19 protein-coding genes are annotated in these 24,077 nt (G+C 58.4%); 4 read left to right on the top strand and 15 right to left on the bottom strand.

Annotated elements, in window-relative coordinates:
• Positions 1-23 precede the first annotated feature (23 nt).
• From nqrE to AB6K10_RS11195, 6 genes are all read right to left on the bottom strand, one after another.
• Positions 24-641, bottom strand: a complete 618-nt coding sequence (gene nqrE, locus AB6K10_RS11220) for an NADH:ubiquinone reductase (Na(+)-transporting) subunit E (protein ID WP_044628064.1) — start codon at positions 639-641, stop codon at positions 24-26.
• A 1-nt stretch (position 642) separates the two neighbouring features.
• Positions 643-1,311, bottom strand: a complete 669-nt coding sequence (locus tag AB6K10_RS11215; protein ID WP_120387062.1) for an NADH:ubiquinone reductase (Na(+)-transporting) subunit D — start codon at positions 1,309-1,311, stop codon at positions 643-645.
• Between the two features lie 2 nt (positions 1,312-1,313).
• Complete coding sequence (locus AB6K10_RS11210; RefSeq protein WP_159341925.1) at positions 1,314-2,135, bottom strand: Na(+)-translocating NADH-quinone reductase subunit C; 822 nt, start codon at positions 2,133-2,135, stop codon at positions 1,314-1,316.
• The gene (locus AB6K10_RS11205) at positions 2,135-3,361 is read right to left on the bottom strand and encodes an NADH:ubiquinone reductase (Na(+)-transporting) subunit B (protein ID WP_159341924.1); all 1,227 of its coding nucleotides are present in this window, start codon (positions 3,359-3,361) and stop codon (positions 2,135-2,137) included. Before AB6K10_RS11205 ends, AB6K10_RS11210 begins: the two co-directional genes overlap by 1 nt.
• Complete coding sequence (locus tag AB6K10_RS11200) at positions 3,361-4,710, bottom strand: Na(+)-translocating NADH-quinone reductase subunit A (RefSeq protein WP_159341923.1); 1,350 nt, start codon at positions 4,708-4,710, stop codon at positions 3,361-3,363. Before AB6K10_RS11200 ends, AB6K10_RS11205 begins: the two co-directional genes overlap by 1 nt.
• A 316-nt stretch (positions 4,711-5,026) precedes the next feature.
• Positions 5,027-6,481: a glyceraldehyde-3-phosphate dehydrogenase gene (locus AB6K10_RS11195; protein ID WP_339118746.1), complete on the bottom strand. Its 1,455-nt coding sequence runs from the start codon at positions 6,479-6,481 to the stop codon at positions 5,027-5,029.
• Between the two features lie 243 nt (positions 6,482-6,724).
• Between AB6K10_RS11195 and mfd the strand changes: the two genes are divergently transcribed.
• Positions 6,725-10,174, top strand: a complete 3,450-nt coding sequence (mfd, locus tag AB6K10_RS11190) for a transcription-repair coupling factor (protein ID WP_339118745.1) — start codon at positions 6,725-6,727, stop codon at positions 10,172-10,174.
• Between the two features lie 98 nt (positions 10,175-10,272).
• Positions 10,273-11,409 carry a L,D-transpeptidase family protein gene (locus AB6K10_RS11185; protein WP_339118744.1) on the top strand — a complete coding sequence of 379 codons (1,137 nt, stop codon included), beginning with the start codon at positions 10,273-10,275 and terminating at the stop codon, positions 11,407-11,409.
• Between the two features lie 99 nt (positions 11,410-11,508).
• Here the strand turns inward: AB6K10_RS11185 and AB6K10_RS11180 are convergent, their stop codons facing one another.
• From AB6K10_RS11180 to AB6K10_RS11155, 6 genes are all read right to left on the bottom strand, one after another.
• Positions 11,509-11,772, bottom strand: a complete 264-nt coding sequence (locus tag AB6K10_RS11180; protein WP_016914087.1) for an Lpp/OprI family alanine-zipper lipoprotein — start codon at positions 11,770-11,772, stop codon at positions 11,509-11,511.
• Between the two features lie 224 nt (positions 11,773-11,996).
• Positions 11,997-12,629: a murein L,D-transpeptidase family protein gene (locus AB6K10_RS11175; RefSeq protein ID WP_159341919.1), complete on the bottom strand. Its 633-nt coding sequence runs from the start codon at positions 12,627-12,629 to the stop codon at positions 11,997-11,999.
• Positions 12,630-12,804: 175 nt separating this feature from the next.
• Positions 12,805-13,269, bottom strand: a complete 465-nt coding sequence (locus tag AB6K10_RS11170) for a 2-hydroxyacyl-CoA dehydratase (protein ID WP_159341918.1) — start codon at positions 13,267-13,269, stop codon at positions 12,805-12,807.
• A gap of 113 nt (positions 13,270-13,382) precedes the next feature.
• Positions 13,383-13,844, bottom strand: a complete 462-nt coding sequence (locus AB6K10_RS11165; protein ID WP_339118743.1) for a DUF6586 family protein — start codon at positions 13,842-13,844, stop codon at positions 13,383-13,385.
• Entirely contained in the window at positions 13,841-16,468 is a 2,628-nt protein-coding gene (topA, locus tag AB6K10_RS11160; protein ID WP_159341916.1) for a type I DNA topoisomerase, read from the bottom strand. The genes AB6K10_RS11165 and topA overlap by 4 nt, the downstream gene beginning before the upstream one ends.
• Positions 16,469-16,790: 322 nt before the next feature.
• A complete protein-coding gene (locus AB6K10_RS11155) occupies positions 16,791-19,175 on the bottom strand; it encodes a DUF3141 domain-containing protein (RefSeq protein WP_339118742.1) in 2,385 nt (794 codons plus the stop codon).
• Positions 19,176-19,457: 282 nt separating this feature from the next.
• Here AB6K10_RS11155 and AB6K10_RS11150 point away from each other — a divergent pair, with 282 nt between their 5' ends.
• The gene (locus tag AB6K10_RS11150; protein WP_159341914.1) at positions 19,458-20,456 is read left to right on the top strand and encodes a LysR family transcriptional regulator; all 999 of its coding nucleotides are present in this window, start codon (positions 19,458-19,460) and stop codon (positions 20,454-20,456) included.
• Between the two features lie 180 nt (positions 20,457-20,636).
• Positions 20,637-21,689, top strand: a complete 1,053-nt coding sequence (gene lipA / locus AB6K10_RS11145; RefSeq protein ID WP_339118741.1) for a lipoyl synthase — start codon at positions 20,637-20,639, stop codon at positions 21,687-21,689.
• Between the two features lie 83 nt (positions 21,690-21,772).
• Here lipA and lipB read toward each other — a convergent pair whose 3' ends face one another.
• The 3 genes from lipB to AB6K10_RS11130 form a co-directional block, all read right to left on the bottom strand.
• Positions 21,773-22,423, bottom strand: coding sequence for a lipoyl(octanoyl) transferase LipB (lipB, locus tag AB6K10_RS11140; protein ID WP_159341912.1), 651 nt, complete (start codon positions 22,421-22,423; stop codon positions 21,773-21,775).
• A gap of 2 nt (positions 22,424-22,425) precedes the next feature.
• Positions 22,426-22,737 carry a YbeD family protein gene (locus tag AB6K10_RS11135; protein WP_159341911.1) on the bottom strand — a complete coding sequence of 104 codons (312 nt, stop codon included), beginning with the start codon at positions 22,735-22,737 and terminating at the stop codon, positions 22,426-22,428.
• A 109-nt stretch (positions 22,738-22,846) separates the two neighbouring features.
• The gene (locus AB6K10_RS11130) at positions 22,847-24,046 is read right to left on the bottom strand and encodes a D-alanyl-D-alanine carboxypeptidase family protein (protein WP_339118740.1); all 1,200 of its coding nucleotides are present in this window, start codon (positions 24,044-24,046) and stop codon (positions 22,847-22,849) included.
• Positions 24,047-24,077 lie beyond the last annotated feature (31 nt).

Here is a 24,077-nt window from a genome sequence, read left to right as displayed (position 1 = left end):
GCTGCCGAGAAAACCGGCTCCGATTAAAGCTGAATGCCAGAGAAGGACATGAAGCCCAGTGACATCAAGCCAACGGTGATAAACGTAATGCCAAGGCCCTGCAGACCGCCCGGCACGTCGCTGTACTTCAGCTTTTCACGAATACCCGCCAGGGCCGCAATCGCTAGCGCCCAACCGGTACCCGCACCGAAGCCATAAACCACGGCTTCGCCAAAGTTGTAGCTACGCTCCACCATGAACAGTACGCCACCGAGGATGGCGCAGTTAACGGTAATCAGCGGCAGGAAGACACCCAGTGCGTTGTAGAGCGACGGCACGTACTTATCAAGGAACATTTCCATGATCTGTACCAGCGCCGCGATGACACCGATGTACGAGAGCAGACCCAGGAATGACAGGTCGATGTTTTCAGCACCGCTAATGCCGGTCCAGGTCAGCGCGCCTTCTTGCAACAGGTACGTGAATACCAGGTTATTGACCGGTACCGTGATCGTCAGTACGACGATAACGGCGATGCCGAGGCCAATGGCAGAAGACACCTTCTTGGATACCGCTAGGAACGTACACATGCCCAGGAAGAAGGCAAGTGCCATGTTCTCGACGAATACCGAAGCAACGAAAAGGCTAAGATAGTGTTCCATGTTACACGGCCTCCTTCGGCTTGGTGTTGTGCTTCATCTTGAACTCGTTCTCTTCTACCTGCTCGGGGTTGACGGAGCGCAGTACCCAGATCAACAGACCGATGATGAAGAAGGCAGAAGGCGGCAGCAGCAGCAGACCGTTCGGCACGTACCAGCCACCGTTCTGGATGGTCGGCAGGACCGTGAAGCCGAAGATGCTACCCGCACCCAGCAGCTCACGAACGAAACCAACGACCATCAGAACGAAACCGTAACCCAAACCGTTACCGATACCGTCCAGGAACGACATGCCCGGCGTATTGGACATCGCGAAACCTTCCGCGCGGCCCATTACGATGCAGTTTGTGATGATCAGACCGACGAACACCGACAGCTGCTTAGACATTTCGTAAGCATAGGCTTTGAGGATCTGGTCGACCACGATAACGAGCGAGGCAATGATAGTCATCTGAACAATGATACGGATCGAGGACGGAATGTGGTTCCGAATCAGCGATACGAACAAGTTCGAGAAAGATGTTACGAAGATAACCGCCAGTGCCATGACCAGCGACACGCTCATGCTGGTGGTGACCGCCAGAGCAGAACAGATCCCCAGAATCTGAAGCGCAATGGGGTTGTTCTTGAAAATCGGCGCCGTCAAAACGCCTTTTGCATTTACATCCGCCATGATCAGGCCCCCTCAACGTCGTCGAAGTCAGTCTCGGTGTCTTCGGCGTCTGATGGCTCGGTTCCGCTGCGGAATTTAGCCAGGTAAGGCGCAAAGCCCTCTTCACTCAGCCAGAACTGCAGCATGTTGGTCACGCCGTTACTGGTCAGCGTGGCCCCGGAGAGCGCATCGACTTCGTGCTCGTTACTCGCACCGCCTTTGGTCAGGTGGATTTCAGGAGAGAGGTCGCCCTCTTCGCTGTAAATCTCTTTACCTTCCCATTGGGCTTGCCAGCGCGGGTTGTTCACTTCGGCACCCAGACCCGGCGTTTCCGCGTGGTCGTAGTACGTGATACTGACGATGGTGTTACCGTCACCTTCAACGGAGAGGAAGCCCATCATACGACCCCAGAGGCCCTGACCACGAATGGGCAGAACGATCTGATCGGGGTTTTCAGCATCGCCGACCAGATACACGGTCGCGAAGTTTTCCACCTGCGTCAGGCCCGCGATGTCACGGTCGCCAGACAGCGTGCGGCCAGTAGCCGGGTCACGCGCAGCTTCGAAACCATCGAAGGTCTCGGGATCGAACTGATCGGTGTAGTCACCGGTCTCGAGTTCGACGACGCGCGCAGTGATCTGGTTGCTGAACGCTTCTTCAACATCCATACCCGGCTCGTAAAGACGCGCCACGTTGAGGATGTTGGTTTTACGGTCCAGCTCCTGATTGAGCTGCTGCGCTGGGCGCAGTGCTACGGCCGCCGTCGAAACGATGACCGAGCACACGATGCACAGCGAGAACGCTACGATCAGGACTTTCTTGATGGAGTTGTTACCTTGTGCCATTAGGCAGTCTCCTCGGCCGGTACGCCAGTACGCTTGAGACGGCGCTTCACATTGGCCTGGACGAAGAAGTGGTCAATCAGCGGCGCAAACAGGTTGGCGAACAGGATGGCCAGCATGATGCCTTCCGGGAACGCCGGGTTCACCACGCGGATCAGCACGGTCATGACACCGATCAGTGCACCGAACACCAGGCGACCTTGGTTGGTCATCGCAGCCGACACGGGGTCGGTCGCCATGAACACCATACCGAAGGCAAAGCCACCGATGACGAGGTGCCAGTACCAGGGCATCGCGAACATCGGGTTGGTATCAGAACCGATCAGGTTGAACAGCGTGCTGGTGATCACCATGCCTAGGAAAACGCCCAGCATGATGCGCCAGTTGGCAATCTTGGTCCACAGCAGGACTGCAGCACCGATCAGGATCGCCAGCGTCGAGACTTCACCCACGGAACCGGGAATGAAGCCCAGGAAGGCATCCCACCAGCTGTAGGTATCGGTCAGTGCGGACATGCCATCTTGGAACGCCATGGAGAGCGCTGTCGCACCCGTGTAACCGTCGGCTGCTACCCATACCGCGTCACCGGAGATTTGCGCCGGATACGCGAAGTAGAGGAAGGCACGGCCGGTCAGCGCAGGGTTCAAGAAGTTCTTACCCGTGCCGCCGAAGATCTCTTTACCGATCACGACACCAAAGGTAATGCCCAAGGCAACCTGCCAAAGCGGAATCGTGGCCGGCAGAATCAGCGCAAACAGTACGGAGGTCACGAAGAAGCCTTCGTTGACTTCGTGGCCGCGCTTGATGGCGAACATCACTTCCCAGAAACCACCCACGGCGAAGGTCACCAAGTAGATGGGCAGGAAGTAAGTCGCGCCGAGAACGAAGTTCGCCCACAGGCTGCTCGGATCATGACCGCCCGCGAGGGTCATCATGATGGCTTCGCGCCAGCCGTTCATGGAGGCATAGCCCGCTTCGATAGCGGTGTTCGCCTGCCAGCCTGCGTTCCACATACCGAAGAACATGGCCGGGAAGGTACACATCCACACGGTGATCATGATGCGTTTCAAGTCGACGCCATCACGCACGTGCGCGGTCGTTTTAGCAACGCTGGGCGGCGAGTAGAAAATGGTGTCTACCGCTTCGTACAGCGGATAGAACTTTTCGTACTTACCACCTTTATGGAAGTGCGGCTCGAGATTATCGAGTGTTTGTCGAATACCCATCATCAGGCCTCTTTCTCGATCATGGTGAGATTGTCACGCAGGATTGGGCCGTACTCGTATTTGCCGGGGCAAACATAGGTACACAGCGCCAGATCCTCTTCGTCCAGCTCAAGACACCCAAGCTGCATGGCAACCTCAATGTCGCCCACAATCAGCGAACGCAGCAGTTGCGTTGGCATGACATCCAACGGCATGACGCGTTCGTAGTTACCCACCGGCACCATGGCACGCTCGGAACCATTTGTAGAGGTGGTGGGCGCGTAGTTGCTCAGGCCTTTAATTTTGGAGAGATAGATGCCCATCACCGAATGGCGGTTGGCACCGGGAGAGAGCCATCCCATAAAGGTGCGCTTGTTACCCTCTTCCAGCAAGCTGACTTGGTTGTGGAAACGCCCCAAATAAGTCACCTTGCCTTCTGCGGCAGCGCCAGAGAAGACCGAGCCAGAAATCACGCGAGTGTCTTCCGGTTGGATGATTTCACCTGCCAAGAGTTCCTCGGTGCTCGCCCCGATACGGGTACGCAGCAGGCGAGGTTTCTGGGCACGCGGGCCACCCACCGCAATGATGCGGCTCATGTCCAGCTTACCTTCGGCAAACAGCTTACCGAATGCAATGACGTCCTGATAACCGATGTGCCACACTTTTTTATGTAGCGCGACGGGCGAGAGGTAGTGAATGTGCGTGCCTACCAAGCCTGCCGGGTGCGGCCCAGCGAAACTTTCCGTCTTGACGCCGCTGATATCACTGCCCGGTACGGAAGCGTTAGCCCCCGTGCACAGAAAAACGTTGCCCTCGGTCAGGCGGGTTAGCACCTTGAGGCCGTCTTCGAATGCTTGAGCATTTTCATTGATGATAAAGGCAGGGTCAGCGCTCAGCGGATGGGTATCCACGGCGGTGACGAAAATATCGGCAGGAACGCTATCGATGGCTGGCGTACGTGAGAAAGGACGGGTGCGCAGCGCAGTCCACAATCCTGACTCAACGAGCTGGTCGACAACGGTTTGACGATCAAGCTGTGCTAAAGCGCCACGATCATGAGAAGCAAATGTCATCGCTTCTTCATTTTCATCGACTTTAATGACCACAGACAATAAACGTCGTTTTTCGCCACGGTTAATAGCGACTACTTCACCACCGGCAGGCGCCGTAAAACGTACGCCGTCGATTTTCTTGTCGGTGAAGAGAAGCTGGCCTAATTTGACCTTATCCCCTTCCTGAACTTCCATGGTTGGCTTCATGCCAACATAGTCAGTGCCCAGGATTGCCACGTGACGCACAGGCTGCGCATCTTCAATACGCTGCTCGGGCGCTCCCGTGATGGGGAGATCCAGGCCTTTTTTGACTTCGATCATAGTCTCGCCCAGTTGATGGATCGGATATACGAAGGTAAGGGGTTCGAATGCTTATTTTCTGTTCAGTGAATTCTTGTTTTGCTGTTCAGATCGTTACCAGTCAGGCTCAAGCACGCTTGAACCACCCCGAAAAATCTATCGCATTATAAAGATAAGCGCGGCCAATGACCACATCCCTGATGGCCTCCAAAAGTGCTATATGCCGTTCTAGGTCATTTGTTTCTGATACAAAAAACGCCACCCGAAGGTGGCGTTTGTCAAGCCAATGACGCAACTGCCCTACATGAGTGCGTCCAGGGCATATGCCCGCAAAGACTTAGTGCGGCAGTTTCAAGAATTGCACGTTGGACATGTGCTGCAGGATACGAATGACCTGGCAGCTATAGCCAAACTCGTTGTCGTACCAGACATACACCACGGCGTGATTGCCGTTGGCGATGGTCGCTTTAGCATCGACGATGCCCGCATGACGGTTCCCGACGAAATCAGACGAGACCACTTCGGCCGAGTCGACGAAATCGATCTGCTTTTGGTAAGCGGAGTCGATGGACATACGACGCAGGTAGTCGTTGAGGGCTTCGGCGTCGGTGCCTTTGTCCAACGTCAAATTCAAAATCGCCATGGAGACGTTCGGCGTTGGCACGCGAATCGCGTTACCGGTCAGCTTGCCCTCGAGCTCCGGCAGCGCCTTGGCAACGGCTTTGGCGGCACCGGTTTCGGTCAGTACCATGTTCAGTGCCGCACTGCGGCCACGGCGGTCGCCTTTGTGGTAGTTGTCGATGAGGTTTTGGTCGTTGGTATAAGCATGGACGGTCTCCACATGGCCCGTCACCACGCCATACTCATCGTTCAACACCTTGAGCACCGGCACGATGGCGTTGGTGGTGCACGAGGCCGCCGAGACGATTCGGTCACTGTCACCAATCGTCTCGTGGTTGATTCCGAACACGATGTTCTTGATGTCGCCCTTGCCCGGCGCGGTCAGTAGCGCTTTCGCAGCGCCTTTGCCCTCCAAGTGCTGTCCCAAGCCCGCTTCATCGCGCCAGATACCGGTATTGTCCACGATGACCGCATTGTGGATATCGTAGGCGGTGTAATCAATCTCACTGGGGGAGTCCGCGTAGATCACCTGCACCACGTTGCCGTTGATGGTCAACGTCCGTGCATCGGCATCGACGGAAATAGTGCCGTCGAACGGGCCGTGTACGGAATCGCGGCGTAGCAGGCTCGCCCGTTTTTCCAGATCTTTCGACACGTCGCCGCGGCCACGCACTACGATGGCACGCAAGCGCAGCAGGTTACCACCTCCGGCCTTCTCAACCATGACCCGCGCCAGCAGGCGGCCAATGCGGCCAAAACCGTACAGCACGACGTCTTGCGGCTCGCCTTTACTGCCTTCCGGCTGATAGCCGTCGATGATTTCGCTCAGCTCTTTACGCAAAAAGGCGTTCAGATCGCCGCCGCCCTGACGCTTGAAGCTGACCGCCAGCTTGCCTACGTCCACGTGCGCCGGGCCTAAGTTCATCTCACTCATCGCTTTGACGATGGGGAAGGTATCTTCCACCGACAGCTCGGTGCCCTCGATTTTGCGCACAAAACGATGATCTTTGAGAATACGAATGACCGACCGCTTGATCAGAGAGCGTCCGAACATCGTGGCCACAACATTGTTCTGGCGATAAAGCTGACCCACCAGCGGGATCATCTGCTCGGCCAGAGCTTCATTGTTTTGCCATTCCTGAAAAACGTTTTCGAGCGCTTGCTGACTCACGTGCGGCCTCATTGAGTTATGAACGGGGATGTCCGGGGCATTATCCGGGGCTTATTAGAGGGCCGCAATGAATGGATAGTCGCACAACATGTAGGGGTATTACAGAAAATGGGCATTGACTACAAACGGTAATAATGCAGTGCCTCATGGCGCTTAACCTCCGCCTTCCCCGAAGGTCTCTGCCTGACAGGGCTGATCGTGTATGATTCAGGTTCCGTTTCTGCGCAAAACGATACCTTGACTATGCCTTCTTTCTCTCTGCTCGAACCGCCCCAGCCGCAAGGGATTCGCGACACGCTCTATATGCAAGCGCCGCCGGGCAGTGCGACGGCCCTAGCGCTGGCTCAGGTAGCGTCCAGCGCCCCGCTGCTCGTGATCACCCCCAATACTGCGAGCGCACAGCGCTTGGAGCAGGATCTGGCGTTTTATAGCAGCGTGCCCGTTCTCCCCTTCCCCGATTGGGAAACACTGCCCTACGACAGTTTCTCGCCGCACCAGGACATCATTTCCGCCCGGCTGAGAACGCTGCGCTTACTGCAGGATGGCGTCCGAGGGATCGTGCTCGTACCGATCAACACGCTAATGCAGCGCCTGCCCCCGGTTTCTTACATCGCGGGCCGCGTGATGACACTAAAAGCAGGGGCCACACCCAACCGCGAAACGTTCCGCGAATCGCTCTCCCGAGCAGGCTATCGTGCGGTCGAGACCGTTTACGAGCCGGGTGAGTACGCCATGCGCGGGGCCATCATCGATCTGTTTGCCATGGGCATGGACGAACCCATCCGCATCGACCTCTTCGATGACGAGATCGATACGTTGCGCCACTTCGATCCGGGCAGCCAGCGCTCCACGGACAAAGTGGATACCATCGAGCTGCTGCCCGCCCACGAATATTCGCTGAGTCGCGGTGCCATTGCCTGCTTCCGCGAGCAGTTCGAAACGCTCTTCGACGTCGACCCGCGCCAGTGTCCGCTCTATAACGATGCGCTGAAAGCGATCCCCTCGCCCGGGCTAGAGCAGTACCTACCGCTGTTCTTCGATGAGACGGCCTCTCTGTTCGAACACGTGACCGATGACACCCGCATTGCCCTGCTACCCGGGGTATTTCACGCGGCCGAACAGCATTGGCAGGCCATCGAGTCGCGCTACGTCAACCTCGGTGTTGATCCAACACGCCCCCTTCTGCCGCCCCATCGTGCCTTTTTCCCGGTCAACGAGGTGTTCTCGGCCATCAAAGCGCGACCGCGCCTGGAGCTCACCGAGGACGAGGCCCAGCGCCACGCGCTGACCCCACTGGCGCAAGCGCTGCCTACTCTCTCGATCAATGCACGGGCCAAGCAGCCGTTGAGCGAGCTGGCGAACTTCCTGGAGCAACATCCCCGCACTCGGGTACTGTTCGTGGCGGAGTCTCGCGGGCGTCGAGAAGCACTGGAAGACGTGCTCTCCCCGCTAAGACTCTCGCTGCCCCACAGCGAAAGTTTCCAGGCATTTCTGGCGGGCACCGAGCGCATGGCAATCACCGAAAGTCTGGTTGGCAGCGGCCTGTGGCTCACCGATCCTGATGTCGCGGTGATCAGTGAAACCGAACTGTTTGGCGACGTGGTGCGACAAAGCCGCCGGCGCGAAAAAGCAACCGACGACAACGAACTGGCGGTTCGTCACTTATCCGAGCTGCGCGAAGGCGCCCCGGTGGTTCACCAAGCCCACGGCGTGGGCCGCTATCTGGGGCTGGAAACCCTGGAGGCAGGCGGCCAAGCGAATGAGTTTCTCGCGCTCTCCTACGCCGATGGCGCCAAGCTGTACGTCCCGGTGGACAGCCTGCACCTCATCTCACGCTACAGCGGCGCCGACGACGAACTCGCTCCGCTGCACAAACTGGGCTCCGATCAGTGGGAGAAAGCCCGTCGCAAGGCCGCCGAAAAGATTCGCGATACCGCCGCCGAGCTGCTCGACATCTATGCGCGCCGCGAAGCCCAACAGGGCGTGGTCTACGAAACGCCCGGGGAAGAGTACGTGCGCTTTGCCGCCAGCTTCCCTTTCGAGGAAACCCCCGACCAGCAAGCCGCCATCGAAGCGGTGATCGGCGACATGGTGTCGCCACAGCCGATGGATCGCGTCGTGTGCGGCGACGTGGGATTTGGCAAAACCGAAGTGGCCATGCGCGCGGCCTTCCTCGCCGTTCAATCGGGTCGGCAGGTCGTGGTGCTCGTACCGACGACCCTGTTGGCGCGGCAACACTTCGAGAATTTCCGTGACCGCTTCGCCGATACCGCCGTCAATATTAGCCTGATCTCGCGCTTCACCGGCGGCAAGGAGATGACGCAGACTCTAGACGGCATCAAAAGCGGCCAGACCGACATCGTCATCGGCACCCACAAGCTGCTGTCGAAGAGCGTCGAGCTGCCCAAAATGGGCCTGCTGATTATCGACGAAGAGCACCGTTTCGGCGTTGCCCAGAAAGAGAAGCTCAAAACCCTGCGCGCGGAAATCGACATTCTCACGCTGACGGCCACGCCGATTCCGCGCACGCTCAACATGGCCATGAGCGGCATCCGCGATCTTTCAATCATCGCCACCCCACCGGCTCGGCGCCTATCGGTCAAAACCTTCGTACAGCAGCGGGACAACAGCGTCATCAAAGAGGCGCTGCTGCGGGAAATTCTGCGTGGCGGCCAGGTGTACTTCTTGCACAACGAAGTCAAAACCATCGAAAACGCCGCCGAACAGATTCGCGAGCTGGTGCCGGAAGCCCGTGTCGCCGTCGCCCACGGCCAGCTACCGGAGCGGAGCCTGGAGCGCGTGATGTCCGATTTTTACCACCGCCGCTTCAACGTGCTGGTGTGCTCGACCATCATCGAAACGGGCATCGACGTTCCCAGCGCCAATACCATTTTGATTGAACGGGCCGACAAATTTGGTTTGGCGCAGCTACACCAGCTGCGCGGCCGTGTGGGGCGCAGCCACCATCAGGCTTACGCTTACTTGCTGACTCCGCCGCCTAAAGCCATGACCCGGGACGCGGTCAAACGCCTGGAAGCCATCAGCGCCTCCGACGATCTCGGCGCAGGCTTCACCCTGGCGAGCCACGACATGGAGATTCGAGGCGCAGGGGAGCTGTTGGGCGATGAGCAGAGTGGCCAGATGGAAACCATCGGCTACACCCTTTATATGGAGATGCTGGACCGCGCGGTGAAAGCGATACGCGCAGGCAAAACGCCCAACATCGACGCTCCCTTCAATACCGGCGTCGAAATTAGCCTGAATTTGCCCGCCCTAATCCCCGATGATTACTTGCACGACGTGCAGCAGCGCCTGGTCATGTACAAGCGCATTGCCAACACCCAGTCCGATGCCGAATTGAAAGAGCTTCAGGTGGAGCTGATCGACCGCTTCGGCTTGCTGCCTCAGCCGTTGAAGAACTTGATACGTCAAACCAAGCTACGCCACCGGGCCGAACAGCTCGGCGTCGCCCGTATCGAGGCGGGCGAGCAGCGTGGCCGAGTGATCTTCAATAGCAGTACCCAAGTAGACCCGCTGACGCTGGTTACTCTGATCCAGAAATCCCCCCAGCACTACCGCTTGGATGGTTCCGACACCTTACGATTTGAATTTCCAATGGAATCGGTCGAACAGCGTTTCGAAAAGATCGAAGCGCTGTTGACGACCCTCAATCAAAAAGTAGCGGCGGCGTGAACCTTGGGGCAAACTTATACCTAAGCAGCACACATCGGCAACGCATCGCTGCCCATTACCATGCGTACCAGCAGTGCATACATTGATTAGGATCGACCATGAACATTCGTAACAACATTACCCGTTGGGGCCCCACTAGCCTGGCAGTATTGCTAGCAGCGAGCCTTGTGGGACCCGTCTATGCACAGCCATCGGCCGAACAGGCCGAGACTGCGGTGGCGATCACCGATGATGCCGCCGCTAGTGCCGAGCAGGTTGCCAATGCCCAGGAACAGCTGCCCCGCGGCCACTTCCGTCTACCCGAACAGGGCGATATTATCGGCGAGTACTACACTGTCACTGTCGAGAATCCAGAAGACACGCTGATCGACATTGCCCGTCGCCATAACATCGGCTACGAAGAGATTCGCATGGCGAATCCAGACGTCAGCCTGTGGGTACCGGGTGAAGGCACCGAGGTGGTAATTCCTGCGCGCTACATTCTGCCCCCCGCCCCCCGCGAGGGCGTGGTGGTCAATCTCTCCGAGCTGCGTCTTTACTACTACCCGGCCGACAAACCCGGCATCGTCGAAACCTATCCGGTGAGCGTTGGACGGGAAGAGTTCGCCACGCCCGTGGGCATCACGCGGACCACGGTCAAGGTCAAAGATCCCGCCTGGGCACCGCCCGCCTCGATGCGTCGTGAAGCTGCCGAGCGCGGCGAGCCCGCCCCCTCTATCGTTCCACCGGGGCCCGACAACCCGCTTGGCCGCCATGCCATCCTGCTGGCCATGCCGAGCTACTTGATTCACGGCACCAACCGTCCTGATGGCGTGGGTATGCGCGTCAGCCGCGGCTGCATTCGTATGTATCCTGAAGATATCGAATCACTCTACGAGCGCCTGCCTAGCGGCACTCAGGTCAACCTGATGGATGCGCCGTTCAAAGCGGGCTGGGCGGCTGACGGCACACTGTTCGTGCAGTCGTATCCGCAACTCGAAGAGAACGTCGGTGATTTCGAGCCATTGCTCAATGCCATCGAGCGCGTTAGCGAGCTTGCCGACGAACAAGCAGAGATCGACTACGAGCAGGTCAAGCGTGTGGTAGAAGCGCCGGATGGTCGTTTCGTGGCGCTGTACGGCCCCCAGGCGCCTGCTCCCGAGCCGGAACCCGAACCGCAACCCACGCAACAGCTGGAAGGCATTTTGAAGGGCGTTGAGCTTTCCACTACCGTCCGCGTGGAAGGCGATGCCTGACAAGGCAAATGCTAGCCAACAAAAAACCCCGCCGAGGCGGGGTTTTTCACATCTACAGCAACCACCGAACATACATCATGTCCGGTGGTCCAAGCAGAATTACTTCTGCATGGAACGCTGGAACATGCGGTTCATTTCTTCACGGTTCTGCTCAGACATCTGCAGAGCAGCTTGCGCGTCGCGCTGAGCTTGGTTTGCAGTGTTCAGAGCCTGTGAAGCCATGCTGCGAGCTTCTGCAGCGTCAGCTTGTGCAGATTCAGCAGTCATGCGAACTTCTTCCAGAGCGCTGGTAGAAGCACAGCCAGCCAGGATTGCCAGAGAAGCGGCAGCGGCAGTCATCTTCAGAGCAGTCTTCAGAGTCATAGTGTTCTCCTTGAGTCTTCCTTGGGTACTACGTTAAGGGTATGACAAAAAATAAGGCTAAAAGGTTAGCTTAAATTTGTCTACCTGCGGTGCAGGTTCGTTACAGCGACTTGTACCAGGGTTACGTACCAGGGCACGCAAGTCAAACGCTGTTTTATAATAGACCACAGCGGTTGTCTATAGCCACGTGTTCAAAACCTAGAACTTCCTTCAACAACACAAGCCTAGCGGATCACCACGCGAGTGCCAACATCAACTAGCTCGGCCACTCGCTCGATCTCTTCATTGGTCACTGCCACGCACCCTTGGGTCCAGTGGAAGTTGCCATGAATCTCCGGATCACCGCCGCCGATCCCGTGAATGCCAATGGCCCCGCCCAGCGCCGTATTTTGCGGGGGCGAGCCATAACGCCGATAGTGATCGAAGTAGGCCTCATAGTCCGCTTGGGAGTAGATACCGGCTTCAAGCGCCATACGCGCGTGAGGTGGCGTAGGATAATCGATACCGATGAAGATATGCCACTGGCTTTCGTAATTAAATCGGTTAATCCTGAATTCTCCCAGCGGCGTGACGTTATCTCCCCGTACGCGCTGGGTTTTGGCACCGCCACGCCCGAGTGAAATGGGGGCAAATCGCTCGACGAGAGCATTGCCTCGGAAGATGCTCAGCGTTGCCTCTTTGTCGTCGATCAGCACCCACAGCTCGTTGCTGTGGCGTGGCACCGGCGCCCGTGCGAGCAACGTGGCCACCAAGTCGGGTGGCGCGTAATCGTTCACAGCGCTGGTGGTCGCGGCGCTGGCCGCAACAGGCCAGCCCAGGGCCATCGCTAAAAATCGGCGGCGGTTCACAGGCATCATTATGGCTCTCAAAAAAACGGGCCAGCGGTGCTGACCGACAATGCGTTAATGACGGCTGTTATACCCCATAGACGCCGCCATTGTCAGCGTCTTAGTGAGCAATCTGCGTTGAGAACCGCCGCTATCTCTTCACGAAAGTCTAACGAAGAGACTGGCTCGCACGCCTCTATGCCGCCTAAAGATCGTCGAACTCTTGCATACTGGCGACGAGCTTGCGGGCTTCGGCGTTATGGCCCTGCGCTAGCGCGTTGAAAAACGTCTCCTCGGGCTCGATTTTGGCCCGCGACGCTCGATGTTCATAAAGGCTCTGCAGCTTACGGTGAGCCTCCACTGCCGTTTCGGTCAGCTCATCGATGGAACCCGCCACGCTCTGCTCGGCAAGCGCATCCAGTTCGGGGGGCTGGGGAAAGTCGCCGGAATCATCGAACCAGGTATCCAACACTTCCCGGTGGTCGGTGCCGTCATGAAACAGCGCTTCTAGCCCCGTTTTCATTTTCAGCTCGCTATCCGCAAGATAGTTCAGCGCCATCGCTAGCCGCTCGTGTTCCGCTTGACTGGCGGCATCGCTGTACTGACGGGCCATGCGGGCGTGATAGCCTGCGGCCCACTCGATGAGATCCTTCACTTGGTTGTAGCGCATCCGTGTCTCCTCTGTCGTTGTCTTAACAACGTGGTGGCGAATCGGCACATTTCAACGTCTGGCATGACTATCCACAACGCGGCGCACGTCCACCCGCGACGGCTACCGTCTGACTACCACTCCTCGCTCGTCTCACGCAGAGAGGCGATCTCTCGCTTGGCGGCGGCCAGGTTATCCATCAGCTGCTCCGCCAACAAACGCTGGCTGCCTACGGCAATCATGGCGGGGTTTTGCACGCTACGGCGTGCAGCACCTTCGTTGCTGTGCAGCTTGTCTAGCTGCCCCACCAGCCAATGAAGCCAGCTTTCGGGCTGGTGCATCGCATCCCGAAGACGCTGAAGCTCGGCCACGTCAGGGCCGTCACTGGCGAGCAACGCTCGCCAGTCATGGTTCGTCAACCGGGCGTGCTCGGTCACCTCTTTGAGCAGTGAACCCAGGGCCAGTTCGAACAGAGACAGCGCGCTCTCCTCGATGGCCATCTGCCGAGCGGGACTATGCTCGTCATCGCCCACCGGCAGGCCGACCAGCAGTTCGGCCTGATACAGTAATTGATTAGTACGGGAACGAGGGGTCACTTACGCTTATCCTCCACGTGCCATTTGCCACCTTCGAAGGTCGCTTTCCAGCCGGTTGCTTTACCCTCTTCATCGGTCATCACGTACTGCTCTTTGTTTTTACGCGAATAGCGAATTTGCGCTGGACGACCATCCGGATCTTCGCTCGGCGCTTTAAGAATAAAGTGATACTTCTCTGGTAGCTCATCGGCATGTGCCTTGAGCTCCTTGACCAACGGCGGACGCGTCTCACGATTTTTGGGGAACTTGCTCGCCGCTAGAAACAGACCGCTTGCCCCATCGCGCAGCACGTAGTGATCTTCCACCTTTTGGCAGGCCAGTTCAGGCATCGGGATCGGGTCCATCTTCGGCGGCGCGACCTCACCACTTCGCAACAGTTTGCGGGTATTTTTACACTCGCTGTTGGTACAGCCAAAGTACTTGCCGAAGCGACCCGATTTAAGCTGCATGTCGGCGCCGCACTTATCACACTCGATGAGCGGACCGTCGTAGCCTTTGATCTTGAACTTACCGCTTTCGATCTCATAGCCATCGCAATCTGGGCTGTTACCACAGATGTGCAGCTTACGGGTTTCATCGATCAGGTAGTTATCCATGGCCGTGCCGCATTTCGGGCAGCGACGCTTGGCGCGTAGCGCATCGGTTTCGGCCTCTTCGCCCGCGTCTTCCGCGACGGCTTCCTCACCAGGAATCAGGTCGATAGTGGTCTTGCAGCGCTCTTTGGGCGGCAAATTGTAGCCGCTGCACCCTAGGAAGACGCCGGTCGAGGCGGTACGGATCTGCATTTTTCGACCACAGCTCGGGCAGTCGATATCCGTAGGCACCGGCTGGTTGGGGCGCATGCCCTCCTCGCTCTCGGCCTTCATCAACTCCATGCGGAACTCGTCGTAGAACGCATCGAGCAGCGCCTGCCAGTTGCGTTCGCCTTCGGCCACTTCATCGAGGCTGTCTTCCATCCGCGCGGTAAAGGAGTAATCCATCAGGTCAGGGAAAGACTCTTTCAGCCGCTCGGTAACGATGTCACCGAGTTTCTCGGCGTAGAAGCGGCGGCTCTCCAGCTTTACATAGCCACGGTCTTGAATGGTCGAGATGATCGACGCGTACGTGGAAGGACGCCCAATGCCCTGCTTCTCTAGCTCTTTGACCAGGCTGGCTTCGGTATACCGCGCCGGCGGCTTGGTGAAGTGCTGCTGTGGGTCGAGGGCTTCAAGACGCATGCTCGTGCCGGTTGGCAGATCGGGCAGGCTCTGATCTTCGTTTTTGCCGGTGGGCTTCATCACCCGTGTATAACCGTCGAATTTCAGCACGCGGCCTTTGGCGCGCAGCTCGTAGCCATCCACTTCCACGCTGAGCGTGCTGGACAGGTATTCGGCAGGCGTCATCTGACACGCAACGAATTGTCGCCAAATAAGCTCGTAAAGGCGTTCTGCGTCGCGCTCCATCCCAGAGAGGTCAGACGCTTTGCGTTCGACGCTTGAGGGGCGGATGGCCTCGTGGGCCTCCTGGGCACTCTCTTTGCTGCTGTAACGGTTAGGCGACTCGGGCAGATAGCGCGCCCCATACTCATCACCAATAAACGAACGAACGCTCTCCACCGCATCTTTCGAGAGGTTGGTGGAGTCGGTACGCATATAGGTGATGTAGCCCGCTTCGTAGAGACGCTGGGCCATGGTCATGGTTTTCTTCACCGAAAACCCTAACCGACCACTGGCCGCCTGCTGAAGCGTCGAGGTGATGAACGGCGCGGTGGGCTTGGAACTGGTCGGCTTGTCCTCTCGCGAGGTGATCGACAGCTTGGCTTTACGCAGCTGCGCGATGCGCTCCATGGTCTCTTTTTCGGAGGTCGGGCGGAACGGCTTGCCATCCTGCCTTGCTAGAGCAAACCGCACTAGCTCACCGTCAGGAGAGACGAGATCCGCGTGGACATCCCAGAACTCCTCGGGAATGAACGCACGAATCTCGCGCTCGCGCTCGACGATCAGGCGAACTGCCACCGACTGTACGCGCCCGGCGGACAGCCCACGAGCGATTTTTGCCCACAATAAGGGGGAGAGCATGAAGCCCACGACGCGGTCGAGAAAGCGGCGTGCCTGCTGGGCCTCTACGCGGGGCAGGTTCAGCGCACCTGGGGCTTTGAAGGCGTCCTGAATGGCATTTTTGGTGATCTCATTGAACACCACGCGCTTGTAGCGGCTGTCGTCGCCCCCAATGGTCTCGCGAAGGTGCCACGCAATGGCTTCCCCTTCGCGGTCCAAATCCGTCGCAAGGTAGACGGCATCGGCTTTTTCGGCGAGCTTTTTGAGCTCGGCGACGACTTTCTCTTTACCGGGCAGCACCTCGTAGTGGGCTTCCCAGCCATTATCGGGGTCGATACCCATGCGCCGAATCAACTGGTCGTGGGCCTTGCGCTTTTTATACTCTGCCTTCTCTTCCGCCGACATCTTACGCGTTGCCGCGGCTTGGCGAGCGCGCTCCTTAGGGTCGGAGGCTGCCTTACCTGAGCCGCTGGTCGGCAGGTCACGGATGTGACCTACGCTCGACTTGACGATGAAATCGTTGCCGAGATACTTATTGATCGTCTTCGCTTTCGCAGGCGATTCGACGATGACCAGTGACTTGCCCATAGTGCTCCACTTTCCTATTGCCCAGGCGCTATCGCCCATGCTTTGAATACGTTACTGCCACCACGGTGACGTGGCGACCATGAGAAAAATGCGCCTACCCTACCCCAGCCCTTGATGAAGCGCCAGTAGCAACCTGATCAAGAGAAGCATGGCTTATGCTGCGCAACGTCAGTGAATGACACTCGCCAGGTGAAGTGCTGTTTTTACCAAGGGGTAGCTAGACACTAGACTGCCGCTTGCCACTCGGCAACCCAAATAGCCGCCTCCTATAAAAAAACGCCCCCACTCGGTGGTGGGGGCGTGGTGCCTTCAGGCAAACCCATTATCGCTTGCGCGGGGTGCCTCGGCGCTGGCCTGCCGCGCGACGGGCGGGCGTTTTAGCGGCCGTGTCGCTGGCCTGGTTCGGCGCAGCGGCTGCGGGCGTCGCATCGCTGATGTCGGCGCTGCCCGCCGAAGCGTTCTCCGCCTTAGCGGGTGCCCTGGCTGCGGGGGCAGCCACGGCTTTGGGGCGCGCCTTGTCGAATAACGACGTTACCTGTGCGAACCGCTCGGCGGCATGCTCCGATAGCTCGCCACTGGCAGCAAACACGTGCTCGAGGTGCTTCAGATAGCCGTCGATACGCTCACTGCTTTGGCCTTTCAGCAGCGTCGGCAGCGAGGCCAGCGCCTGTTCACGGTCCAGTTTCAAAATGAAGAACTGCTCGCGCACAAGACGCTTGAATTCACTGAGAGACGTGCTCGGTTCAAGCTCCGCACGAGACGCGCGTAGCCGCTTGAAGTTACGCTCGTCAGTGGCCGGAGCGCCACCTAAGACATATATGACGGAGCGCATAACCGCTTCAGCCGGGCCACCTTGAGCAATCTTGTGACGCAGCTCGTTTTGTCGATTTTCGATAAAACGGCGATGCTCTGGCTCTGCGCCCGGGCGGCGGCGATGCACATGGGCATCGCCATACAAGCCGACAGCGGCTTGCAACAGCGGCTGGCCGTAAATATCCATGAACAGGCGTTCTGTCGTACTGTCGCGTAGGTCCCGCCACGCGTCCAGGCTCGCGACGATCTGATCCGACGCCATGGTCTCCAGCGCCTTGAACATATTGTGCTGTTCGACCGGCTGACGGTGGCGGCGAACGTAATCTGCCATGACGGGCAGCGGCACCGTGAGCGGGTTGCGATCGGACAGCAGCTTGTAGCCCAGGCGGATGGGGTGCATACGCCGAATCCAGCGGGCGGCCTCAGGGGTCATCACGGCTTGCAACCAGGGCTGCAGATACAGACGGTAGAGGCCCAGGTTGATTTCAGAGATCCGAGCCACCGTGGCAAAGCGGCGATCGTCCTCCGGCTTGTGCATAACCTCCTGGTCCAACTCTGCGAAATTGCGCGGTGAGAACTCCAACAGGTAGTCCCGCTCAATCAGCTCGGCATCCGTGCGCTCGCTGGCATGGGAGATGGTCGTTTCGTACAGCCCCGGTGGCATCACGTCGATGTAATCCATATTCGCCGTGAACTCGGAGTGCTCTTTGCGCGATACGCTGCCAGAGACGAAAATACCCAGGTGGCCGGTGGTATCGTGCAGGCAGTAGATGATTGTCTGCTCGTTGGCGACGATATCCTCCTCGCCTTCGTAGAGATCACGGATCCAGCCCAGGGCCTGAGGCGGCGGGGTAATGTCGTCACCACGGGAGCAGAACACCACTACTGGCGAGCGCACGTTGCGCAGATCGATGCGACGGCCATCCCGGGTGACCAGCTGCGCCGTCGAGAGGCGGTTGCCGACAAACAGGTTATCGACAATGTACTGAATCTCTTCGCCGCCCAATACCACATGGCCGCCCCACCAGCGCTCGAACTCCAGGTAGCGCTTGGTTTCGGTATCCACGTTGGCATACAGATGGTACTGCTTTTTCCAATAGGTATTGGCGGGGTTAAGACGCTCGAAGTTCTGTACCAGCCAGGCACCATCGAACAGGCCGTTGCCGATATCACTGGTCAGCGCCGTGACCCAGCTACCGCCTGTCATACCACCGGTGTAGCGCATAGGCGCTTTACCATGCTCGCCAGCCCAGTAAGAGAGCGGCGCACCGGCAATCAGAATCGGACCGAACACATCCGGTTCTAGCGCGGCGGCCATCATGATCTGCCAACCCGCCTGACAGTTACCAACCACCATGGGCTTCTCGGTGGTTTCTGGATGCAGTTCGATCACATGGCGTAAAAACGCCACTTCCGCCTCGACCACGTCCTCGACGGTTTGGCCGGGCTCGGGAAACGGCAAAAAGCCGATGAAGTAGCAGGGGTGCCCCGCTCTGAGAGCGACACCCAGCTCGCTATCGGGCTTGAACCCACCGATGCCCGGCCCATGGCCAGCGCGAGGATCGACGACGACGAAAGGCCGTTTACCCGGTTCGATGTGGGTATCATTGGGCGGCAGAACGCGTAGCAGCTCATAGTTCGTCGGGTTGGGCAGCGTACGCCCATCCATCAACACTTCTGTCTCAAACCCCAGCACATTGGGCTTGGTTTGCTCCATGTGCGCTAGGTATTGATTACCGCGTTCACGCATGACATCCCAGTAAAGGATGTTACGCTCGACACTGTCGCGCCAGTAATTCATGGCGGCACGCCCGAACCCGAAGGGGTCCATCATGCTTGCAAGGGCGTCACCGCTCGATGTCGACGTCAGTAGAGGGTTTGCGAGAAAGTTCATAGAGTCTCCCGTTGGGTTGGTGCCTGGCACCAAGCCCGAAGCCATGATGCTGCAATGCAATATAGTTTAGGCCACTCCTTGCCTAACGTCGATGATTACCAGCCGCTTTTACGATGGGCCTCTCATGAATGCCGCCACTGCCGTATTTATATACCGCCAAGCTTTCAAGGCGGTAGCGTTGAATCAGTGATAGCATTTCGCCAATGAAGCCACGCTTGCAGCCGCATCGGCACTGCCAGCGATCGCGCATCGCATGATCGAGAAAGTTTACCCGAGGTGGTTATGTCATCCCCTACGCTGCTCAACCGCTTAACGTTCCGCCAGCTACAGGTGTTCCAAGCGGTTTATCGTCAGCGCTCTTACTCCCGAGCAGCCGAGCAGTTAGGGTTGACCCAACCCGCCGTGAGTGCGCAGATCCGCCAGCTCGAGCAAGCCCTGGGCCAGCCGCTGTTCAAGTACGCAGGCAAAACGCTTCACGCGCTCCCTGCCGCGGATACGCTCGCTCTCTCGACGCGGGAAATCTTTGGCCAGCTCTCTCGACTGCAGATGAGTCTGTCGGATATTAACGGCAAAATCAGCGGCAAGTTGAACATCGCAGCGGTCTCCTCCGCGCAATACGTCGTGCCCTACCTGCTGGCAAAATTTCGTGCCCGCTACCCGGACGTGCAGCTGCGTCTTAAGGTCTGCAATCGTAGCCAAGCCCTCGAGCGGCTGGCCGAGCAGCAGGACGATGTCGTCATCATGGCCATGGTGCCGGAAGACGACAATCTGGTGGTCATGCCGATTCTCGAAAACGAATTGGTAGCGGTAGTATGGCCCGAGCACCCGCTGCTGCGCATGACACAGCCAACGCTGGCGGATTTCGCGCGCCACTTCGTACTAATGCGAGAGCCGGGGTCGGGGGTGCGCAGTGCCTTTGAGCAGCTAGCCGTGGATCAAGAAGTGGGGCTGGCACACCGTATCGAGCTGGGCACTAACGAGGCGATCAAACAAGGCGTCATGGCGCACTTGGGCGTCGCTGTGCTACCCCGTTTGGCCGTGCAGCGCGAACTGGAGCAAGGCTTGCTGGCGACGCTGTCACTGCCGCACTTTCCAATCCGTCGCGCCTGGTGCACGGTCTATCGCCGGGATTACTTTCCCACCCCGGTGGCCGAGCTTTTTCTGCGCTTCGTCCGTGAGCATTTGAGCGAGTTCCAGCGCCACTTTCAGGCCCCCGGCAGTCCGCTCCCCAGCCATGGCGTTTCTTGTCTGCCCGCCCTCTCGCTGGCGCATGATGAGTAGTGGTTGGCGGTGTCTTGTTGATTGCCAGATATGTTACATTATCTACAACCTACGTATCAGTTAGCGTTACTCAGGGCATGGCAAGCAGTTGCCGAGCGACCCCGTTAGACAAACCTCGTTTGCAGCGTACGTCGCGTGATGGTTCCCTTTGCCAGCCGCACAGTAGAGAGGCTCTCTCCTATGAGCAACACCCCTTCCCAGCGCGTGCCCAGCGGCGAAAAATTCCGTAACGAACACGGCATGACGGTGATTAAAGATGGCATGAAGCAGCGCAAAGCGCAGGCCGAAGCCCCCTCACTCGAGCGCAAGCCCAAGTGGCTGCGCGCGCAAATCCCCGGCGGCGAGCGTTTCGAAGCCGTTAAGAAGAACGTGGCCACCCACCGATTGAGCACCGTGTGCGCCGAGTCCCACTGCCCCAACATGGGCGAGTGCTGGAGCAATGGCACCGCCACCATCATGCTGATGGGGTCCGTGTGTACGCGAGCCTGCCGCTTCTGCGCGGTGGACACCGGCAACCCAAAAGGCTGGCTGGACCGCGAAGAGCCGGAAAACACCGCAAAATCCGTGGAACTGATGGGCCTGCGTTACATCGTGCTGACGTCCGTCGACCGTGATGATCTCGATGACGGCGGTGCCACTCACTACGCCAACTGCATCCGCGCCATCAAGGCACGTACGCCCGAGGTAGTCGTGGAAGCCCTCACGCCGGATTTCGACGGCGACAAAGCCGCCATCGAGCGCGTGGTGGATTCTGGCCTCGAAGTATTTGCGCAAAACGTCGAGACTGTAGAGCGGCTGACCAGCAAAGTGCGCGACCCGCGCGCGGGCTACCGCAAAACGCTGGACGTATTGGCCCACGCCAAACAGTACCGCCCCGACATCATCACCAAAACCAGCTTGATGCTGGGGCTGGGTGAAACGGACGAAGAGATCCTGCAGACCTTTGATGATTTGCGCGACATTGGCGTGGACATCGTGACATTAGGCCAATACCTTCGCCCCACCAAAAACCACTTAGCGGTCGAGCGCTGGGTCAGCCCGGAAGAGTTTGAACGCTACCGGGTACTGGGCCTGGAAAAAGGCTTTATGGAAGTGCCGTCTGGTCCGCTGGTACGCTCTAGCTACCGAGCAGACCGCGTGTTCGAAAAGAACAACCTTGGCCTTGCCGCGCCAGCAGCCGTACCGGGCCAAGAGCCCGACAGCAATCGCATTCCTGCCTTCAACGTCGGCTAGCCTGCTAAAACGCCTGCATGGGCCTCCATGCAGGCGTCTCTCTTTCGCAAGACACTCCTACCGAAAAACACCGCCCCTGCGTACTACGACGGGCTCACCAAGGTGCGCTTCAGTCGCGCTGCCAGGGCGTAGGCTAACTGCTCGCCAACGTCTTTGTCGGACGAAAGCTCGGCTACATCGGCAAGGCGGGTCACCTGCATCCCCGCATAACCACAGGGATTGATACGCGCAAACGGCGACAGATCGCCGTCGACGTTCAGCGCGACGCCGTGATAGCTGGCCCCACGACGAATACGCAGGCCGAGCGAGGCAATTTTGGCCTCCCCCAGCGCCGTGTCCACATAGACCCCCGGTGCATCGGGCTTGGCCCAACCGCGTACACCGTGCGCTTCTAGTACATCGATCACGGCATTCTCGAGCGCCGTGACCAAATCGCGCACGCCGATCTTGCCCCGCCGCACATCCAGCAGCGGATAGAGCACTACTTGGCCCGGGCCGTGATAGGTCACTTGCCCGCCACGGTCGGTCTTCACCACCGGGATATCGCCCGGCATCAACAGGTGTTCCGGCTTGCCAGCTTGCCCCTGGGTAAACACGGGATCATGCTCGACCAGCCAAAATTGATCCACCGTGTGTTCGTCGCGGGTATCGGTGAGTTTCCGCATGGCTTCCCATACCGGCAGATACGAGCGATGGCCGAGGCGATGCAGCGCGATCGGGGCGTCGTGGTTCATGATTACACCACCATGTGCACGCGGCCAGTGGCTTTCAGGTCGTCGAACAGTTGACTTAACTGCTGCTCACCCGTCGCCACGATCGTCACCCGCACGGACTGGAAACGTCCATTACGACTGTCCACGACTTCCAGCGTGGTTTCATCGAAGTCCGGGGCGTGACGCACGATGACCTGACAAACGGCGGCTGGGAAATCGTCGGCGGCATCGCCGACGACCTTTAACGGGTAATCACAGGGAAACGTGATTTTCGGTGGCTCTGTGGCCGCGGGCTGGCGTAAATCACGGAGCCCTTGCTTGGCACCTTTTTTCATAACTGGCCTTTTGGAAATAAGTGAATCGTTGAGCTAATCCCAATAAATAAGGCCCAGCCCCTCACAATACAAGGTGTATTGCGTCGAGGCTGGGCCCGCCACCGGCAATTTAGCTGGTGAAATTGCTGATCAAGTTACTGAAGAAGCGCTGCACTTGATCGAACAGACGCTTGAACAACCCGCCCTCTTCGATATTTTCCAGCGCGACCAGCTGGCGCTCACCCACCATCTCTTCGCCCAGGTAAACTTCCAGGGTGCCGACGTCATCACCCACGGCCACGGGTGCGTGAATGTCCGCATCCAGGTTCAGGCGAGCGCGCAGCTCCTCGTTACGATTCCGGGGCAGCGTCATGAAGACTTCTTCATCCACGCCCACACGCAGTTCGTTGATGTCACCGCCCCATACGCGTGGCGTTGCCAGCACGGCACCACGCTCATACAGTTTCATGGTTTCGTAGAAGCGAAAGCCGTAGCTCAGCAGCTTTTGCGACTCCTGGGCTCGCGCTTCATCGGAATTGGTGCCCATCACGACAGAGATCAGGCGCATGCCATCCCGCTGTGCCGAAGAGACCAGACAGTAGCCTGCCTCGGTGGTCCAGCCGGTTTTCAAGCCGTCCACGGACGGGTCGCGCCACAGCAGGCGGTTGCGGTTCGGCTGATCGATTCCCCCGAACGAGAAATTGCGCTGAGAGTAAATCGCGTAATGTTCGGGATAGTCGTTGATGATATGGCGAGACAGGCGTGCCATGTCATGGGCAGTCGAGTAGTGGTTCTCATGGGGCAAGCCGGTGGCATTCATGAAATTAGTGTCATTCATGCCAAGCCGGGTGGCGTGCTGATTCATCAGGTCGGCAAACGGCGCTTCACCGCCCGCCAGGTGCTCTGCCATGGCCACGCTGGCATCGTTACCCGAGACGATGATGATGCCGTGTAGCAGGTTATCCACCGATATGCGGTCACCCACTTCGATGAACATCTTGGAGCCGCCGGTGCGCCAGGCATTTTCACTGATGTTGACCATGTCGGTCAGATTGATGGTGCCACGGTCCAGCTCGCGCTCAACCAGATAGGCCGTCATCAGTTTGGTCAAGCTCGCCGGCGGTAGACGCTCATCAGAGTTATGCTCTGCCAAAATACGCCCGCTGTTGGCATCCATCAAAATCCACGAACTCGCGGCAAGCTGCGGCGGCGCGGGAATGATCGTTTGCGGCTGAGGAATCACCTGCGCCATTGCAGGGGATATGACAGCCGTCATGGCCGCGAAGAGGCAGAGCTTGGCGGTACGGCGGATTGACATCAATACATTCATCACACACTTCTCACTGACAAAGAATATGGCG

It is taken from the genome of Halomonas sp. BMC6 (assembly GCF_964204995.1).
GTDB lineage: Bacteria > Pseudomonadota > Gammaproteobacteria > Pseudomonadales > Halomonadaceae > Vreelandella.
The sequence above is the reverse complement of the archived record's forward strand: the minus strand, read 5'-3'. Positions and strand labels throughout refer to the sequence as shown.

Bases quoted from the DNA above. Each gene is read 5' to 3' on its own strand.
- AB6K10_RS11150 (WP_159341914.1), top strand. From the start codon at position 19,458: ATGTCATCCCCTACGCTGCTCAACCGCTTAACGTTCCGCCAGCTACAG.
- lipB (WP_159341912.1), bottom strand. From the start codon at position 22,423: ATGAACCACGACGCCCCGATCGCGCTGCATCGCCTCGGCCATCGCTCG.
- AB6K10_RS11200 (WP_159341923.1), bottom strand. From the start codon at position 4,710: ATGATCGAAGTCAAAAAAGGCCTGGATCTCCCCATCACGGGAGCGCCC.
- mfd (WP_339118745.1), top strand. From the start codon at position 6,725: ATGCCTTCTTTCTCTCTGCTCGAACCGCCCCAGCCGCAAGGGATTCGC.
- AB6K10_RS11180 (WP_016914087.1), bottom strand. From the start codon at position 11,772: ATGACTCTGAAGACTGCTCTGAAGATGACTGCCGCTGCCGCTTCTCTG.
- AB6K10_RS11175 (WP_159341919.1), bottom strand. From the start codon at position 12,629: ATGATGCCTGTGAACCGCCGCCGATTTTTAGCGATGGCCCTGGGCTGG.
- lipA (WP_339118741.1), top strand. From the start codon at position 20,637: ATGAGCAACACCCCTTCCCAGCGCGTGCCCAGCGGCGAAAAATTCCGT.
- AB6K10_RS11135 (WP_159341911.1), bottom strand. From the start codon at position 22,737: ATGAAAAAAGGTGCCAAGCAAGGGCTCCGTGATTTACGCCAGCCCGCG.
- AB6K10_RS11205 (WP_159341924.1), bottom strand. From the start codon at position 3,361: ATGATGGGTATTCGACAAACACTCGATAATCTCGAGCCGCACTTCCAT.
- AB6K10_RS11130 (WP_339118740.1), bottom strand. From the start codon at position 24,046: ATGAATGTATTGATGTCAATCCGCCGTACCGCCAAGCTCTGCCTCTTC.
- AB6K10_RS11155 (WP_339118742.1), bottom strand. From the start codon at position 19,175: ATGAACTTTCTCGCAAACCCTCTACTGACGTCGACATCGAGCGGTGAC.
- AB6K10_RS11170 (WP_159341918.1), bottom strand. From the start codon at position 13,269: ATGCGCTACAACCAAGTGAAGGATCTCATCGAGTGGGCCGCAGGCTAT.
- topA (WP_159341916.1), bottom strand. From the start codon at position 16,468: ATGGGCAAGTCACTGGTCATCGTCGAATCGCCTGCGAAAGCGAAGACG.
- AB6K10_RS11210 (WP_159341925.1), bottom strand. From the start codon at position 2,135: ATGGCACAAGGTAACAACTCCATCAAGAAAGTCCTGATCGTAGCGTTC.
- nqrE (WP_044628064.1), bottom strand. From the start codon at position 641: ATGGAACACTATCTTAGCCTTTTCGTTGCTTCGGTATTCGTCGAGAAC.
- AB6K10_RS11215 (WP_120387062.1), bottom strand. From the start codon at position 1,311: ATGGCGGATGTAAATGCAAAAGGCGTTTTGACGGCGCCGATTTTCAAG.
- AB6K10_RS11185 (WP_339118744.1), top strand. From the start codon at position 10,273: ATGAACATTCGTAACAACATTACCCGTTGGGGCCCCACTAGCCTGGCA.